At 66.6% G+C, this 13839-nt stretch carries 16 protein-coding genes; 13 read left to right on the forward strand and 3 right to left on the reverse strand.

Going from position 1 to position 13839, the window contains the following annotated elements:
• The first annotated feature begins 21 nt into the window (after positions 1 to 21).
• From mgrA to tsaD, 8 genes are all read left to right on the forward strand, one after another.
• Entirely contained in the window at positions 22 to 1068 is a 1047-nt protein-coding gene (mgrA, locus tag NNX38_RS05145) for an L-glyceraldehyde 3-phosphate reductase (protein WP_255797036.1), read from the forward strand.
• Positions 1069 to 1593, forward strand: a complete 525-nt coding sequence (locus NNX38_RS05150) for a GNAT family N-acetyltransferase (protein ID WP_255797037.1) — start codon at positions 1069 to 1071, stop codon at positions 1591 to 1593. It abuts the gene before it with no gap.
• On the forward strand, positions 1590 to 2840 hold the full coding sequence (alr, locus tag NNX38_RS05155; protein WP_255797038.1) for an alanine racemase: 1251 nt from the start codon (positions 1590 to 1592) through the stop codon (positions 2838 to 2840). The genes NNX38_RS05150 and alr overlap by 4 nt, the downstream gene beginning before the upstream one ends.
• Entirely contained in the window at positions 2837 to 3364 is a 528-nt protein-coding gene (gene tsaE / locus NNX38_RS05160; protein WP_255797039.1) for a tRNA (adenosine(37)-N6)-threonylcarbamoyltransferase complex ATPase subunit type 1 TsaE, read from the forward strand. Before alr ends, tsaE begins: the two co-directional genes overlap by 4 nt.
• A gap of 206 nt (positions 3365 to 3570) precedes the next feature.
• On the forward strand, positions 3571 to 3912 hold the full coding sequence (locus NNX38_RS05165; protein ID WP_255797040.1) for a hypothetical protein: 342 nt from the start codon (positions 3571 to 3573) through the stop codon (positions 3910 to 3912).
• A gap of 221 nt (positions 3913 to 4133) precedes the next feature.
• On the forward strand, positions 4134 to 4802 hold the full coding sequence (gene tsaB / locus NNX38_RS05170) for a tRNA (adenosine(37)-N6)-threonylcarbamoyltransferase complex dimerization subunit type 1 TsaB (protein ID WP_255797041.1): 669 nt from the start codon (positions 4134 to 4136) through the stop codon (positions 4800 to 4802).
• Between the two features lie 23 nt (positions 4803 to 4825).
• A complete protein-coding gene (gene rimI, locus NNX38_RS05175; RefSeq protein WP_255797212.1) occupies positions 4826 to 5311 on the forward strand; it encodes a ribosomal protein S18-alanine N-acetyltransferase in 486 nt (161 codons plus the stop codon).
• Positions 5308 to 6390 (forward strand): tRNA (adenosine(37)-N6)-threonylcarbamoyltransferase complex transferase subunit TsaD, encoded by a 1083-nt coding sequence (gene tsaD, locus NNX38_RS05180; RefSeq protein WP_255797042.1) that lies wholly within the window; start codon positions 5308 to 5310, stop codon positions 6388 to 6390. The genes rimI and tsaD overlap by 4 nt, the downstream gene beginning before the upstream one ends.
• Positions 6391 to 6488: 98 nt before the next feature.
• Here tsaD and NNX38_RS05185 read toward each other — a convergent pair whose 3' ends face one another.
• Positions 6489 to 7634 carry a glutamate--cysteine ligase gene (locus NNX38_RS05185; RefSeq protein WP_255797043.1) on the reverse strand — a complete coding sequence of 382 codons (1146 nt, stop codon included), beginning with the start codon at positions 7632 to 7634 and terminating at the stop codon, positions 6489 to 6491.
• Positions 7635 to 7794: 160 nt separating this feature from the next.
• Here NNX38_RS05185 and NNX38_RS05190 point away from each other — a divergent pair, with 160 nt between their 5' ends.
• Positions 7795 to 8607: a shikimate 5-dehydrogenase gene (locus NNX38_RS05190; RefSeq protein WP_255797044.1), complete on the forward strand. Its 813-nt coding sequence runs from the start codon at positions 7795 to 7797 to the stop codon at positions 8605 to 8607.
• A 30-nt stretch (positions 8608 to 8637) separates the two neighbouring features.
• Here NNX38_RS05190 and NNX38_RS05195 read toward each other — a convergent pair whose 3' ends face one another.
• Positions 8638 to 9855 carry a methyltransferase gene (locus NNX38_RS05195; protein WP_255797045.1) on the reverse strand — a complete coding sequence of 406 codons (1218 nt, stop codon included), beginning with the start codon at positions 9853 to 9855 and terminating at the stop codon, positions 8638 to 8640.
• 54 nt (positions 9856 to 9909) lie between these two features.
• Between NNX38_RS05195 and NNX38_RS05200 the strand changes: the two genes are divergently transcribed.
• Both NNX38_RS05200 and NNX38_RS05205 read left to right on the forward strand, forming a co-directional pair.
• Positions 9910 to 11085, forward strand: a complete 1176-nt coding sequence (locus tag NNX38_RS05200; RefSeq protein WP_255797046.1) for a MalY/PatB family protein — start codon at positions 9910 to 9912, stop codon at positions 11083 to 11085.
• Positions 11086 to 11138: 53 nt separating this feature from the next.
• The gene (locus tag NNX38_RS05205) at positions 11139 to 11528 is read left to right on the forward strand and encodes a hypothetical protein (RefSeq protein WP_255797047.1); all 390 of its coding nucleotides are present in this window, start codon (positions 11139 to 11141) and stop codon (positions 11526 to 11528) included.
• A gap of 11 nt (positions 11529 to 11539) precedes the next feature.
• On the opposite strand, the gene NNX38_RS05210 is transcribed toward NNX38_RS05205, so the two are convergent.
• The gene (locus NNX38_RS05210; protein ID WP_255797048.1) at positions 11540 to 11842 is read right to left on the reverse strand and encodes a hypothetical protein; all 303 of its coding nucleotides are present in this window, start codon (positions 11840 to 11842) and stop codon (positions 11540 to 11542) included.
• Positions 11843 to 12087: 245 nt separating this feature from the next.
• Between NNX38_RS05210 and NNX38_RS05215 the strand changes: the two genes are divergently transcribed.
• Positions 12088 to 12447 carry a DUF6507 family protein gene (locus NNX38_RS05215; protein ID WP_255797049.1) on the forward strand — a complete coding sequence of 120 codons (360 nt, stop codon included), beginning with the start codon at positions 12088 to 12090 and terminating at the stop codon, positions 12445 to 12447.
• Positions 12447 to 13757 carry a hypothetical protein gene (locus NNX38_RS05220; protein WP_255797050.1) on the forward strand — a complete coding sequence of 437 codons (1311 nt, stop codon included), beginning with the start codon at positions 12447 to 12449 and terminating at the stop codon, positions 13755 to 13757. Before NNX38_RS05215 ends, NNX38_RS05220 begins: the two co-directional genes overlap by 1 nt.
• Positions 13758 to 13839 lie beyond the last annotated feature (82 nt).

The raw sequence follows: 13839 nt of genomic DNA on the forward strand, positions 1-13839 counted from the left end.
CACAGTGGCAGTATGGTGCCCATGACTTATGTTGCTGCGGACAACCGATACGAATCCATGCCCTACCGACGCGTCGGACAGAGCGGACTCCAGCTCCCGGCGGTCTCGCTGGGACTGTGGCACAACTTTGGCGATGACAAGCCCTTTGAAACCCAGCGGGCCATCCTGCGGCGGGCCTTTGACCTTGGCGTCACCCACTTTGACCTGGCGAATAACTACGGCCCGCCCTACGGCTCCGCCGAAACGAACTTCGGCAGGCACTTCCGGGACGACTTCCGTCCGTACCGCGACGAGCTGGTGATCTCCAGCAAGGCCGGCTACGACATGTGGCCGGGCCCCTACGGCAACTGGGGATCCCGCAAGTACCTGCTCTCCTCCCTGGACCAGTCACTGGAACGCATGGGCCTGGACTACGTGGACATCTTCTACAGCCACCGCCCGGACCCCGAAACCCCGCTGGAGGAAACCATGGGGGCCCTGGACACGGCAGTGCGGTCCGGCCGGGCCCTCTACGCAGGCATCTCCTCCTACTCGCCGGAAAAGACCATCGAAGCGGCCCGGATTCTCCGCGAGATGGGCACCCCGCTGCTGATCCACCAGCCCTCCTACTCCATGCTGAACCGCTGGGTGGAAGACGGCCAGCCGGACCTGTTCGCAGCCTTGGACGAAGTAGGTGCAGGTTCCATTGCCTTCTCGCCGCTGGCCCAGGGGCTGCTTACCAATAAATACCTCAACGGCGTACCGGAGGACTCCCGTGCGGCTGCCGGAAAGTCCCTGGACCAGTCCCAGCTCTCGGAAGAGAACCTGGAACGGGTGCGGGGGCTCAACAGCATCGCCGAATCACGCGGCCAGAGCCTGGCCCAGATGGCCATCGCCTGGGTGCTGCGCAGCCGTCCCGACAGTGCGTCCATCACCTCGGCCCTGATCGGCGCCTCAAGCGTGAAGCAGCTGGAAGACTCGCTGGCTGCCGTGAACAATCTGGAGTTCACCGCGGACGAGCTGCGCCGGATCGACGAATACGCTGTCGATTCCAAGATCAACCTCTGGGCAGCAGCCCTCGACGCGTAAATGGGAGCACTGACCATCCGGGAGGCCCGGCCCGGTGACTGGCCTGCCGTCTGGAACCTGATGGAACCCATCGTGCGTGCCGGAGAAACCTACTGCTGGGACACCGGCACCACCGAGGAGCAGGCCCGGCGGCTGTGGCTGGAGCCTGCTCCCACTGTGGTGTTCGTTGCCCTGCAGGACGGCAGCGTAGCCGGGACCGCGCAGCTGCACCCCAACAAGTCCGGCAACGGTAGCCACGTAGCCAACGCCTCCTTCATGACTGCCTCGGAGTTCAGCGGCCAGGGTGTTGCGCGGGCACTCGGCGAGCACGTGCTGGCCGAGGCAGCCCGCCGCGGTTACCGCTCAATGCAGTTCAACGCCGTGGTGGAAACCAACATCCGGGCAGTGGCGCTGTGGCAGTCCCTCGGCTTTTCGATCCTCGCCACCGTGCCCGAAGCCTTCCGGCATCCTGTCGAAGGGCTGACCGGCCTGCACATCATGCACCGGACCCTGGACCTGGAGGGGAGTGAAAGAATAGGGACGTGAACTACCCTGAATTCCGGCCCCCGGCCGAACGTGCTGCCGTAATCGACCTGGCTGCCATCCGGCACAATGTCCGCCACCTGGCCCACGTGGTCAGCCCCGCCCGCGTCATGGCAGTAGTCAAGGCTGACGCCTACGGGCACGGCGCCGTCGAGACCGCGCGTGCCGCAGTCGAGGCCGGCGCGGCCTGGCTGGGCGTCGCGCACATCAGTGAAGCGCTGGCACTCCGGGCCGCAGGCATCACCGAACCGGTCCTTGCCTGGCTGCATACGCGGAATGCCGAATTCGGTGAAGCCATCCGGGCCAACGTGGATCTTGGGGTTTCCGGTTGGGATCTGGACGCCGTGGTCGCAGCCGCCCGGGAACTGGAAATGCCGGCACGGGTACACCTGAAGATAGACACGGGGCTGGGCCGAAACGGCTGCCCGGAGGACCTCTGGGAAGCCTTTGTGGGGAGGGCCCTGGCCTATCAGGAAGAGGGCCTGCTGCGCGTGGTCGGCATCTTCTCCCACTTCGCCGTCGCGGACGAACCCCACCGTCCGGAAACCGATGAGCAGCTGCGGAAGTTCCGCGAGGCCGTCGCCGTGGCCGAAGACGCCGGCGTGGACCGCGAAGTACGGCACATCGCCAATACCCCGGGGGCGTTGTCCCGCCCGGATGCCCACTTTGACCTGGTCCGGATCGGGCTGGGCATGTACGGGCTGTCGCCGTTCGCCGGACAGACCTCCGAGGAGCTGGGCCTGCGCCCGGCCATGAGCCTGAAGACCACCATCGCTGCGTGCAAGGAAGTGCCGGCCGGCCAGGGAGTCTCCTACGGGCTGCACTACCGCACCAAGGAGCCGACCACGCTGGCCCTGATCCCGTTGGGCTACGCCGACGGCATCCCCCGGGTTGCCACCGGCGCACCCGTCCAGGTGGACGGACAGACGTACCCGGTGGTGGGACGCATCGCCATGGACCAGATGGTGATTGACCTGCACCGGACCGGTATTGCCGGCACAGCTGATTCCTTCGAGGGCCGGGAAGTCGTTCTCTTCGGCGGCGAGGGCCAGCCGAGCGTCGATGAATGGGCGTCTGCGGCCGGGAGTATCAATTACGAGATCATCACCCGGATCAGCGGCCGGGTCCAGCGCGTGTATGTGGACAGCGCAGCGGACGACGACGCATCCGCTCCGCCCATCGCGTTGGAAGCAGCGCCCGGAGCGCAGGATGCAGAAGGCGAACAGGCACAGGCGGTACAGGCCAAGTGACGCAGGAACCTGCTTGGGAAGCTGAATTCCGGACCAACGGTGCCGAAGAGACCCAGGCGCTCGCCGAACGCCTCGGCCGCATCCTGCGCCGCGGGGACCTGCTGCTGCTTACCGGCGAACTGGGCGCCGGTAAAACCACCTTCACCCAGGGCCTCGGTGCCGGACTCGGGGTGCGGCCGGGCATCATCTCGCCGACCTTCGTCCTGGTCCGCGAACACCCGAACCTCGGGACCGGACCTGACCTCATCCACGTGGATGCGTACCGGCTGGGCTCCGAGGGAGAGGTGGACGACATCGACCTCGAAGCCTCACTGGACCGCTCGGTCACGGTGGTTGAGTGGGGACACGGATTGGTGGAGCACCTCTCCGACAGCCGGCTGGAAGTGACTCTGGTCCGCGCCGTGGGCGGTGACGCTCCGGGCGCCCCGGGCACGGACTACTCCGACGAGGACACCGACGAAGAGCGCACCATCCGGGTGGCCGGCTACGGTCCGCGCTGGGCGAAGGCCCCGGACCTGGGCTGAGAACCTGCACCTGGGCTGGGGCAGCCGGACGCGGTGCAGGCCATGGGTAGTTCTGCCCATGGCAAAGGCGCCGGATCAGGGTAGTGTTCCGGGGTAGTACACGGAGACACCTCGGCCGCGGCAGTACCACGGGGCGCTGCCGCGGTGAGCACACTGGGGAAACATGACCGCTTGCGGTGAAGGGGTGGAGAGAAGGTTCAGGAAATATGGGATTCCTTCTGGGACTCGCGTTGAGCCTGGCCACGATTTTCCAGGGCTGGCGGGCGTACACGGGCCGGTGGCGTACCTGGATCGGCTACCCAGGGCTCTTACCCCGCCTCCGCGCCTACCCCATGCTCGGAATGCTCTACGGGGGAATCGGCCTGCTGGCGGGCACTGTCCTGGTGGAAGCAGACACCGATTCCCTGCCGCGGCCGGTCCTGGCTGTGTTGATGATGATCTTCCTTGCCGGCATCTGGACGTTGCTGATCAGCGTTGTCTGGCTGCCCCGGTTCATGGTGCCACGCTGGGTGGAAGCCGCCGAACGGGCGAACGGACTTCGGCCATGATTGACACCGGATGCTGCAACCGCCTGTTCCGGCCGGCTGGGAAAACACCGGAGGGACGGTGCGGCAGCACCCGCGGCGAATCGGGTCCGGTTCTTTCGGCGTGGCCGGCGGGTGCCATGTAGCGCACCCTCGTGGCAGCCCTGGCGGGCGTGACGGCTGCGGTTCCCACCTGGCCGGCAGCAGAAAACAGGTAAGCCGGGCAGCGCCGTAGAATAGGAACCGTGCTGATTCTCTCCATTGATACCTCCGCCATCGCCAGTGCGGCACTGCTCAGCGGGGAGGGAGAGATCCTGGCGTCGTTCGCCACCGAAGACACCCGCTCCCACGCCGAAGTCCTCGCCCCAGGCATCGCCGGCCTGCTGGCCGAAGCCGGGATGGCCGGGCAGGACCTGGATGCAGTGGTCGTAGGGGTAGGTCCCGGCCCCTTCACGGGCCTGCGCGCCGGAATCGCCACCGCCCGAACCCTCGCCTTCGCCTGGGACAAGCCGCTGCACGGGGTGATGAGCCTGGACGCGATTGCCGTGGACGCCGCCCTGGATGCCTGGCGCCTGGGCATTGACGAGTTCGCCGTCGCCACCGATGCCCGGCGCAAAGAGGTCTACTGGGCGGCTTACCGCAGTACCGGCGGCACGCCGGAACTGCTGGACGGGCCGCACGTGACCGCCCCCGGCGAGGTTCCCGCGCTCCCCGTGTACGGAGCAGGAGCCGGCCTGTACCCGGACACCCTGCACGCCGTGGAGGGTTTCGCCGACGCGCAGCCCACCGCCGCCGCACTGGGACGCACCGCCGTCGTCCGTTTGGTCCGCGGGCTGCCGCTGCTGCCCAGCACCCCGCTCTACCTGCGCGAATCCGACGCCAAGGTCCCCGGCCCGCGGAAGCGCGCACTGTGACCGGGCCGGTGCGCATCCGGCAGATGGACGTCGGCGACATTCCCGCCGTCGATGCCCTGGAACGCCGCCTGTTTCCCGTCGACGCGTGGCCGCTGCAGATGTTCCACGACGAGCTGGCCCAGACATCCACCCGCTCCTATTACGTGGCGGTGGACCCGGCCGGAACCGTCATCGGCTATGCCGGCCTGATGTGCGTGCTGCCGATCGCGGACGTCCAGACCATCGCCGTCGTGCCCGAAAACGAAGGGGCCGGCATCGGTTCGCGGCTGCTCACCACCCTGGTGGACGAAGCGAAGCAGCGCGGCGCCGAGGACGTGCTCCTGGAAGTGCGGGACGACAACCCGCGTGCCCAGCGCCTGTACCGCTGGTTCGGCTTCGAACAGATCCACGTCCGGCCGCGTTATTACCGCGACGGCGCCTCCGCGCTGATCATGCGCCTGTCCCTGGCCGAGTGGTCCGGCGCTCCGACGGTTACCGGGACTGCTACAGAAACGAAGGACAGTAAATGAACCGCACCGACCCACTGGTGCTCGGCATCGAATCCTCCTGCGACGAAACGGGAATCGGAATTGTCCGGGGGACCGATCTGCTGACCAACACGGTGTCCTCCTCGATGGAGGAACACGTGCGGTTCGGCGGCGTCATCCCCGAGATTGCCTCCCGCGCGCACCTGGACGCCATGGTCCCGGCACTGCAGGCGGCCCTGGCCGAAGCGGGCGTGACGCTCGCCGACCTCGACGCTATTGCCGTCACGTCCGGCCCGGGCCTGTCCGGGGCACTGATGGTGGGGGTCAGCGCCGCGAAGGCCCTGGCCCTGGCCACCGGCAAGCCGCTCTACGCGATCAACCACCTGGTGGCGCACGTGGGGGTGGGTGTGCTCGACGGCGGCGCCCTGCCGGAAAACCTCGGGGCGCTGCTGGTCTCCGGCGGGCACACCGAGATCCTTCGCGTAACCGACCTCACGAGCGATGTGGAACTGCTCGGTTCCACCATCGACGACGCCGCGGGCGAGGCTTATGACAAGGTGGCCCGCATCCTCGGGCTGGGCTACCCCGGCGGACCGGCCATTGACCGCCTGGCGAGGGAAGGCAACCCGAAGGCCATCCGCTTCCCGCGCGGACTGACCCAGCCCAAGTACATGGGCACTGCCGAAGCGCCGGGGCCGCACCGCTACGACTGGTCCTTCTCCGGGCTCAAGACGGCCGTGGCCCGCTGCGTGGAGCAGTATGAGGCAGCCGGGCAGGACCTTCCGGTGGCCGACATTGCCGCGTCCTTCCAGGAAGCCGTGGTGGACGTGATTACCGCCAAGGCGGTGCTGGCCTGCACGGAGCACGGTATTACCAACCTGCTCCTGGGCGGGGGAGTGGCGGCCAACTCGAGGCTGCGCGCCCTGACCGAGGAACGCTGCTCCGCGGCGGGCATCAAACTGCGGGTCCCGCCGATTTCCCTGTGCACCGACAACGGCGCCATGGTCGCCGCGCTCGGCGCGCAGGTGGTCATGGCGGGCGGCGAACCCTCGGGGATCGGCTTCGGCACGGATCCGTCACTCCCGGTGACCAGCATCCACGTGGCGGCGGCCGGCGCCTGATCGGCGGGTCCGGCGCCTGACGACGCATCCGGCGCCTGACGACGGAAAGGGCCCCGGCGGAATACCGCCGGGGCCCTTTCGTACGCAGGAAACGGTGTTTAGGCGCCGCGCAGCCGGCGGATACCGTCGAAGACGACGGCGCGCAGGTCGCCGTCGTTCTCTTCCGCTACCCGCCGCTGCTGCTGGTACCCGGCACCGCGCTCGATGATGGTCCGGACGTCGGCCAGTTCGGCGCTGCAGCCCAGTTCGGCGGCGATCGGTGCCAGCCGGGGCAGGACGTCCTCGAGCAGGTGGTCGGTGACCAGCTTTTCGTTGCCCTCGGCATCGAGGATCACGATGGCTTCCAGGCCGTACCTTGCCGCACGCCACTTGTTTTCCTGGACGTGCCAGGGCGGCATGGTGGGGATGGTGCCGCCGGCGTCGATGATCGAGGAGAACTCGTGCACCAGGCACTGCGTGAGTGCGGCGATGGCCCCCACGTCCTGGATGTCCGCCAACCCGTCGCAGACGCGCATCTCGATGGTGCCCAGCCCCGGAACGGGCCGGATGTCCCACCGGATTTCACTGATCGAGTCGATGACACCGGTGGTGAACATGTCCTGGACGTAGGACTCGTACTCGGCCCAGGAGCCGAACTGGAACGGCAGGCCCGCGGTGGGCAGCTGCTGGAACATCAGGGCGCGCTGGGAGGCGTAGCCGGTGTCTTCCCCGGACCAGAACGGGGAGGAGGCGGACAGGGCCTGGAAATGCGGGAAGTAGTTCACCAGCCCGTCCAGCACGGGCAGCACCTTGTCCCGGCTGTCCAGTCCCACATGGACGTGTACCCCGTAAATGAGCATCTGCTGGCCCCACCACTGGGTCCGGTCAATGAGTTTGGCGTAGCGTTCCTTGTCCGTGACCGGCTGCGAACGCGGTGTGCTGAACGGGTGGGAACCTGCGCAGAACAGTTCGACGCCCATCGGGTCGGTCACCCGCCGGACCGCAGCGAGTGAACGGGCAAGATCCGCCTTGGCCTCCGCGACGGTGCCGCAGATCCCGGTCACGAGTTCAACGGTGTTTTCCAGCAGTTCCTGCTTGATGTGCGGATGTTCGTCATCTTCATGCAGGGCGGGGTCATTGACGTTCACGCCGCGCAGCACCTCATCCGCCACGGAGACCAGGTCTCCCGTAGTGCCGTCCACAAGGGCCAGCTCCCACTCGACTCCCAATGTTGACTGGGCCGACTTGGCGAACTCGATTTCCAAACTGTCTCCTGCTTTATGCGTTACCACTGAAGTACTCGGACCCGCATCTTTGCGTTGAGAACCGTACCAATCCTATAGCCGCGCGACGCCTGCTCCGGGCCTCGGCCCCGAACACGCCGGGAAATCGAACGCAGCGGGCAGCCGCAGACATAATGGGGGAATGCCGATCCTGAACAAAGACATGACCCTGTGCATTTCCCTGGCCGCGCGGCCAAGCAACATCGGTACGCGTTTCCACAACTACCTGTATGACCAGCTGGGCCTGAACTACGTGTACAAGGCTTTCGCCCCCGCAGACCTGGCACAGGCCATTGCCGGGGTGCGCGGCCTGCCGATCCGCGGCTGCGCCGTGTCCATGCCGTACAAGGAAGATGTGATTGCGCTCGTGGACCGGATGGATCCGTCAGCGAAGGCCATCGAATCGGTGAACACGATAGTCAACGACGACGGCGTGCTCACCGCCTACAACACCGATTACCTGGCCATCGCCCGGCTGCTGCGGGACCACCGGGTGCCGGCCACGCACTCGGTGCTGCTGCGCGGATCCGGCGGCATGGCCAAGGCGGTGGCCGCAGCCCTGCGGGACGCGGGGTTCTCCGATGTCACGGTGGTTGCCCGCAACGAGGCCACCGGCCGTGCGCTTGCCGACCTTTACGACTTCGCCTGGCAGGCGGAGCCCGGCACGTCCACGGCGGACCTGCTCATCAACGTCACCCCGCTGGGCATGTCCGGGCAGGACGAGGACGTGCAGTCCTTCGGCGACGACGCCGTGGCCGCCGCCCGGGTGGTGTTCGACGTCGTCGCGCTGCCTGCGGAAACCCCGCTGATCGCTGCCGCCCGCGCTGCCGGGAAACCGGTGATCACCGGAGCGGAAGTCATTGCCATCCAGGCCGAGGAACAGTTCGTGCTCTACACGGGGGTGCGCCCGACGCCGGAGCAGGTGCGCGAAGCCAGCGAGTTCTCCCGTTCCTGACCCGTTTTGCCGAGCCGGCGCCCGCACCGCCTACGCGGAGGGAACCGGTTCCACCACCAGGGCCACGCGGTCCTCGCCGATCCGGGTGAGGACCAGTGTCGCTTTGTTCGGACCTTTGCCGGAGCCCGTGAGCAGGGCCTTGCGCAGCTCCTCCGGCGTCACTGACATTCCCCGCTTCTTGATGTCCAGCACGCCGATCCGGTTTTCCCGGACCCAGGCCTTCAACGCCTTCACGTTGTACGGGCGGACTTCGAGGATGCGGTAGGCCCGGGCAAACGGGGTATCGCGCAGTTCAGGGGCGCAGATGTAGGCAATATGCGGATCCAGGAGATGCCCGTCCAGGGTGGCCGCGACGTCGGCCACCAGTCCGGCCCGGATCACCGCGCCGTCGGGCTCGTACAGGTAGCCCTCGGCGGGGCCGGTTCCCACGTCCTGGGCGGCGGCGTCGTAGTCCACCGGGGAGGTCAGCTCGGCTGCGCCGCCGGAACCGATCACCAGGGCGGCACGCCGGACGCCCTCGCGGCGCAGCGCGTTGAACCACAGGGTCGCCTCGGTGACGTCGCCGTCCACGGACACCCACTGCGCCTCGCAGCCGGCAGGCACTGCTTCGTGCGGGATGCCGGGACCCATCTTCACGCCGACGGGGAGGCCGGAATCCGCCAGGGACTCCACAAAGGACAGGGGAGGGGAGAAGGCCTCCGGGTCGAAAATGCGGGTGGTGCCCGACGTCGACGTGGTCCTGCGCGCCGGATCCAGCCACACGCCGTCGAACCCGGTCAGGTCGAATTCCTCGGCTCGGCCCTGGACCACCGTTGCTTCCGGCCAGGGCATGAGGTTGATGGTGGCTGCCGCAGCGGTGATCTCATCCAGTTCGACGGCGGTCACCTGCCGGTCCAGGGTGGCCAGGGCGAGGGAATCGGCACCGATTCCGCAGCCGAGGTCCGCCACCTTCTGCAGTCCGGCCTCCTGATAGCGGCGGGCGTGCAGGGCGGCCACGTTCAGCCGGGTGGCCTGCTCCAGGCCGGGCTGCGTGAAGACCATGTGTTCGGCGAACGGGCCGAACTTCGCCCGGGCCTTCATCCGCAGCTTCGCCTGGGTCAGCACAGCGGCCACCAGCTCCGGGGAATGCCCGGCCTTGCGCAGATCCGTGTTCAGCTTCAGGGACTCGGATTCGAGATACGGGGGAAGCGAGTTCAGCAGCTGCCATCCCTCGGGGGTCAGAACATGGGCAAGGGAAGTATCGGGCATGCCCTCCAGCCTAGTTGTTCTGCCCGCGGGCACGTTAGCTGTAGGTTGGGCGGCATGACGAAGATCGCCGCCGAGCCGCTGGCTGCACTGCGGGCACGCACCAGCTACAAATGGCAGACCTATCCGGCGGACGTGCTGCCGCTGTTCGTGGCCGAAATGGATTACCCGCTGGCGGAACCGGTGCAGCGGGCCATCATCGACCGGGTGCTGGCCTCGGACACCGGGTATATCGCCGGGCCTGCGCCGGTGGCGCAGGCCTTCGCGGGGTTTGCCGCCCGGACCTGGGCCTGGGCGGTGGATCCGGATGACGTGCGGAGCACCACGGATGTGAGCGTGGCGATTGTGGAATGCCTGCGGCGGGCAGTACCTGTGGCCGGCAGCGTGGTCATCACTCCGCCGGTCTACCCGCCGTTCTTTGAGCTGCCGCTCGAAGCGGACTCCTCGGTGGTGGAGGTTCCGCTCCTGTTGAACGGTGAGGGCTGGGAACTGGACCTGCCCGGGCTGGAGCGGGCCTTTGCCCGCGGCGCGGACGCCCTGCTGCTGTGCAATCCGCACAATCCGCTGGGGCTGGTCCACTCGGCCGAGACCCTGCGGGCGCTCGCCGACCTCTCAGCGAAGTACGGCGTGGCCGTGATCAGCGACGAGATCCATGCCCCCTTGACCTACGCGCCCGGGGAGTTCACCCCGTACCTCACCGTCTCGGAGAACGCGCGGGAGTACGGCCTCTGCGTCACGGCCGCCAGCAAGGCGTGGAATATTGCCGGTACCAAGTGCGCGGTGATGATCGGCCAAAGCGACCGGACCCGGTTGATGCTGGCGTCCATGCCCGAGGAAGTCTCCGCCCGCACCAGCATCCTCGGCCTGCATGCCACGGCGGCGGCCTATAACGACGGCGGTGCCTGGCTTGCCGGGGTGATGGAATCCTTGGCCGCGAACCGGCGCCTGTTGGCTGAGCTTCTGGCGGAGCGGTTGCCCGGCGTGGGGTACCGCCCGCCGTCGGCCGGCTACCTCGCCTGGCTGGATTTGCGGGCTCTGGGCTGGGGAGACGATCCCGCGGCGGTGGCCCTGGAACAGGCACGGGTGGCGCTGGAGCCGGGGCCGCGGTTCGGGCACCAGGGCGCCGGATTTGTCCGGCTGAACTTCGCCTGCTCCCCGGAGGTGCTGGCCGAGGCCGTGGGGCGGCTCGCCGCAGTGGCAGGCCAGGCGGGCCGGCGGAATATATTAGGCTGACCCGCGCACGTGTGTCTCCTGGAGTTACAACAAATTGAATGAGTGCTGAATAGATGAACGCCGATACTCTCGTGGCATTGATTCTGATTCCGATGGGAATCATTCTTATGCTTTGCGGTCTCCTCGTTTACAACGGCAGGTTCCGCCACTATCGGACGGGTCTCAACATTGTGATGTCCGGGGAGCCGGCGCTTGCCACAACGTACCTTGGTGCGGCTTTTATTCTGATGCCGCTGACGCAGTTCGCCATGGACGGTGGGCTAAACGCGCTGGTGACCATGTTCTTGATCCTTCTGATGTTCATTGCTGGAATATTGGGGGTCCTGGGCAGTTTCTGGATGCCGCCGTTCCTGCAGCCGCAGTGGATACGAGATGAAAAGAGAGCCGCACGGCGTCGGCGCATGGAAGAAGCGGCGAGGCAGGCCAGCGGAGGGGGTAGGTAACCGGCGGGGGGCTATGCAGCCGGGGCGAGGACGCTTAACTGGCGGGGTGCAAACGTTCCCTGGATCAGCCCGCCGGTCAGCACGGGCAGGTGCCCGGTTTCCGAACTGTGCGACAGTGCCGCCAGTGCCCCGTCGGTTGCGGACGCTTTCTGAAGGTCCAAAACCACGAACAGGCCGGGAAGGGCAGCGTTGGCACGTCTGGCCAGCACGTACAGGACCCTGCAGTTCTGCTCGGTGACCCGCCCATGCACCTCAAGGCATGCCTGACGCGCGTCCAGATCAAGCCGGACAGCTACGCGCAGTTTGGACTCCATCGCAGGTCCTTCCCAAGAGACCGGTGTGTGGGTCTCTCAACGTAGGAGAACCCTCCGGCAGGGCGCAACGGGGCCGGTCCATATTGGCTGCGTCCCGGGCGCAGTTGGGTCCGCGCTTCTTTTTCCGGCGGAACCCCGGCCGTCCATGGGTAGTTCTCCCCATGGGCGCAATGTTTTATTTCTTGTACCTTAGGGTGCAGAAGTCTTCAGCATTACGGGATAACGGGGGAGTGGGGATTATGCCGTTGAGCGGCTACGACGTGAATCCGGAGGGGTGCGCCCGGGTTCTTGGGCAGGTGGAAAGCGATCCGGGGCGCCCGGCGGCACTGACAGCTTTGCAGAACGCAGTGGCGGACGCCCAGACGGCCTGCGGACCCGGTGGCACGGGCGCCGTGGCCCAGGCGTTGGGGGAGCTGTGGCTGAACACCCTCGCGCTGCAGGCCGAGGCAGCAGAAGCCCGGATCGGCAACGCCGTGGCGGGTGTCCGCGAGGCTGTGTCCATCATCGCGGAAGCGGATGCGTCAATGGCGGACGCCGCCAGGGCAAGCCTTGCCGAAGCACAGTCCGGTATTTTCCAGGCTCCTGAGCCGGAGGGCGGGAACTGATGTCGATCGATACCTCCGGACTCTTCGGATGGGCGTCTCCGGATGCCATTGAAGGCGCCGCGCCGGCCCTCGGCAAGGGAGGCACGTCCTACCTGCAGAGCGTCGAAGACGCTGCGGACACCTGGCGGCAGCTGAACGCGCATTACGAGGGCGACGGCGCGGCCGAGATCGTGGACGTCTTCAGGACGGTCACACCGCACGCGGAGCTGCTGGAGCAGACCGCCAAAGAAGCAGGCGATACGTTGCTGGCCTTCGCGTCAGGCATCCGCTGGCTCCAAATCCGCCGGGATCAGTTGATGGTGCGGGTGGAAGCGGCCGATTCCCGTGCCGAGCAGGAAGCAACCCAATGTCTGGCGCCCGCTGACCCTCTCGCCCCGTCGCCGCCGGTCGACCTGCTGCTGCCGGCCGAGGTGGCGGCGCTCACGAACGATTATCGGGCACTTGAGGAGGAAACAGCGGCAAAACTGCTCACTGTCGTCCTCGGGGATGATGCGTTCGTCAATGAGGTCACTAATAAATGGGGCACCGCCGTGACCGGATTTGTGGGTGCCGCTGCCAAGCTCGCGACCTCACGCCAGACCGTCGTAAAAGTTCCCACAGCCAAGCCTGTCTACGTCCGCTACGAGACGTCCGCCGAGCGGATTCGGCACATGGCACGAGGACGGTGGGTCAGCGACGGGATATGGAAGCTCACCTCCGTGAATACGTTCGAGCTCAGGCCCCAACCCAGCAAGCTGCTGTACAACACCTGGGACGGCTACAAGAACAGGGTGGATGCGGACCCGTCCAAATGGGCTACCACCCCGGGAAAGTTCTCAGAGCTGACCAACAGTGCCAAGGGCTTCAAAATAGGCGGCGGTGCGCTGACTCTCGTGACGGCCGGTTTGACCGTCAAGGACGAGCGGCAGGATGCCTATAACGAACTCCTGCAGGCAAATCCCGGCATGGACCCTGATGAACTGGACAAGCGCGCGGACGCCATGGGTGCAGTGAAAGGCGGCACCAAGGCGGGAATTGACCTTGGCGCAGCTGCCGCAGGTGCAATGATCGGCACTGCCATAGGCGGACCGGTGGGAACAGTGGCAGGGGCTGCCATAGGTATCGGGATTTCGGTTATCACTTCGGTGGAGTTTGATTTCCTGGGCGGCAAATCGATTAAGGATGTCGCGGCAGACGGGATCATGAATGCGGCCGATGACTTCATGGAGTCGGACCTGATGAAGTCTGATGCCGGCAAGGCTGCGCGCAAGGCAGCGGACAATGTCGCGGAAGCTGCAGGGGATTGTTGGAATAAGCTTTTCGGCAAATAGCCGGTAGTTTGTGATGGGGAGCACTTCAATGCAACCCGGCGGCAGACCCACGTGACGGGCTGCCGCGCGGCGAGATAGGGGA

Source organism: Arthrobacter sp. zg-Y238, assembly GCF_024385525.1.
GTDB lineage: Bacteria > Actinomycetota > Actinomycetes > Actinomycetales > Micrococcaceae > Arthrobacter_B > Arthrobacter_B jinronghuae.

Coding starts and splice junctions, on each gene's coding strand:
- mgrA (WP_255797036.1), top strand. CDS start 22: ATGACTTATGTTGCTGCGGACAACCGATACGAATCCATGCCCTACCGA.
- NNX38_RS05190 (WP_255797044.1), top strand. CDS start 7,795: ATGCCGATCCTGAACAAAGACATGACCCTGTGCATTTCCCTGGCCGCG.
- NNX38_RS05200 (WP_255797046.1), top strand. CDS start 9,910: ATGACGAAGATCGCCGCCGAGCCGCTGGCTGCACTGCGGGCACGCACC.
- NNX38_RS05195 (WP_255797045.1), bottom strand. CDS start 9,855: ATGCCCGATACTTCCCTTGCCCATGTTCTGACCCCCGAGGGATGGCAG.
- NNX38_RS05205 (WP_255797047.1), top strand. CDS start 11,139: ATGAACGCCGATACTCTCGTGGCATTGATTCTGATTCCGATGGGAATC.
- NNX38_RS05220 (WP_255797050.1), top strand. CDS start 12,447: ATGTCGATCGATACCTCCGGACTCTTCGGATGGGCGTCTCCGGATGCC.
- rimI (WP_255797212.1), top strand. CDS start 4,826: ATGGACGTCGGCGACATTCCCGCCGTCGATGCCCTGGAACGCCGCCTG.
- tsaD (WP_255797042.1), top strand. CDS start 5,308: ATGAACCGCACCGACCCACTGGTGCTCGGCATCGAATCCTCCTGCGAC.
- NNX38_RS05150 (WP_255797037.1), top strand. CDS start 1,069: ATGGGAGCACTGACCATCCGGGAGGCCCGGCCCGGTGACTGGCCTGCC.
- NNX38_RS05210 (WP_255797048.1), bottom strand. CDS start 11,842: ATGGAGTCCAAACTGCGCGTAGCTGTCCGGCTTGATCTGGACGCGCGT.
- NNX38_RS05165 (WP_255797040.1), top strand. CDS start 3,571: ATGGGATTCCTTCTGGGACTCGCGTTGAGCCTGGCCACGATTTTCCAG.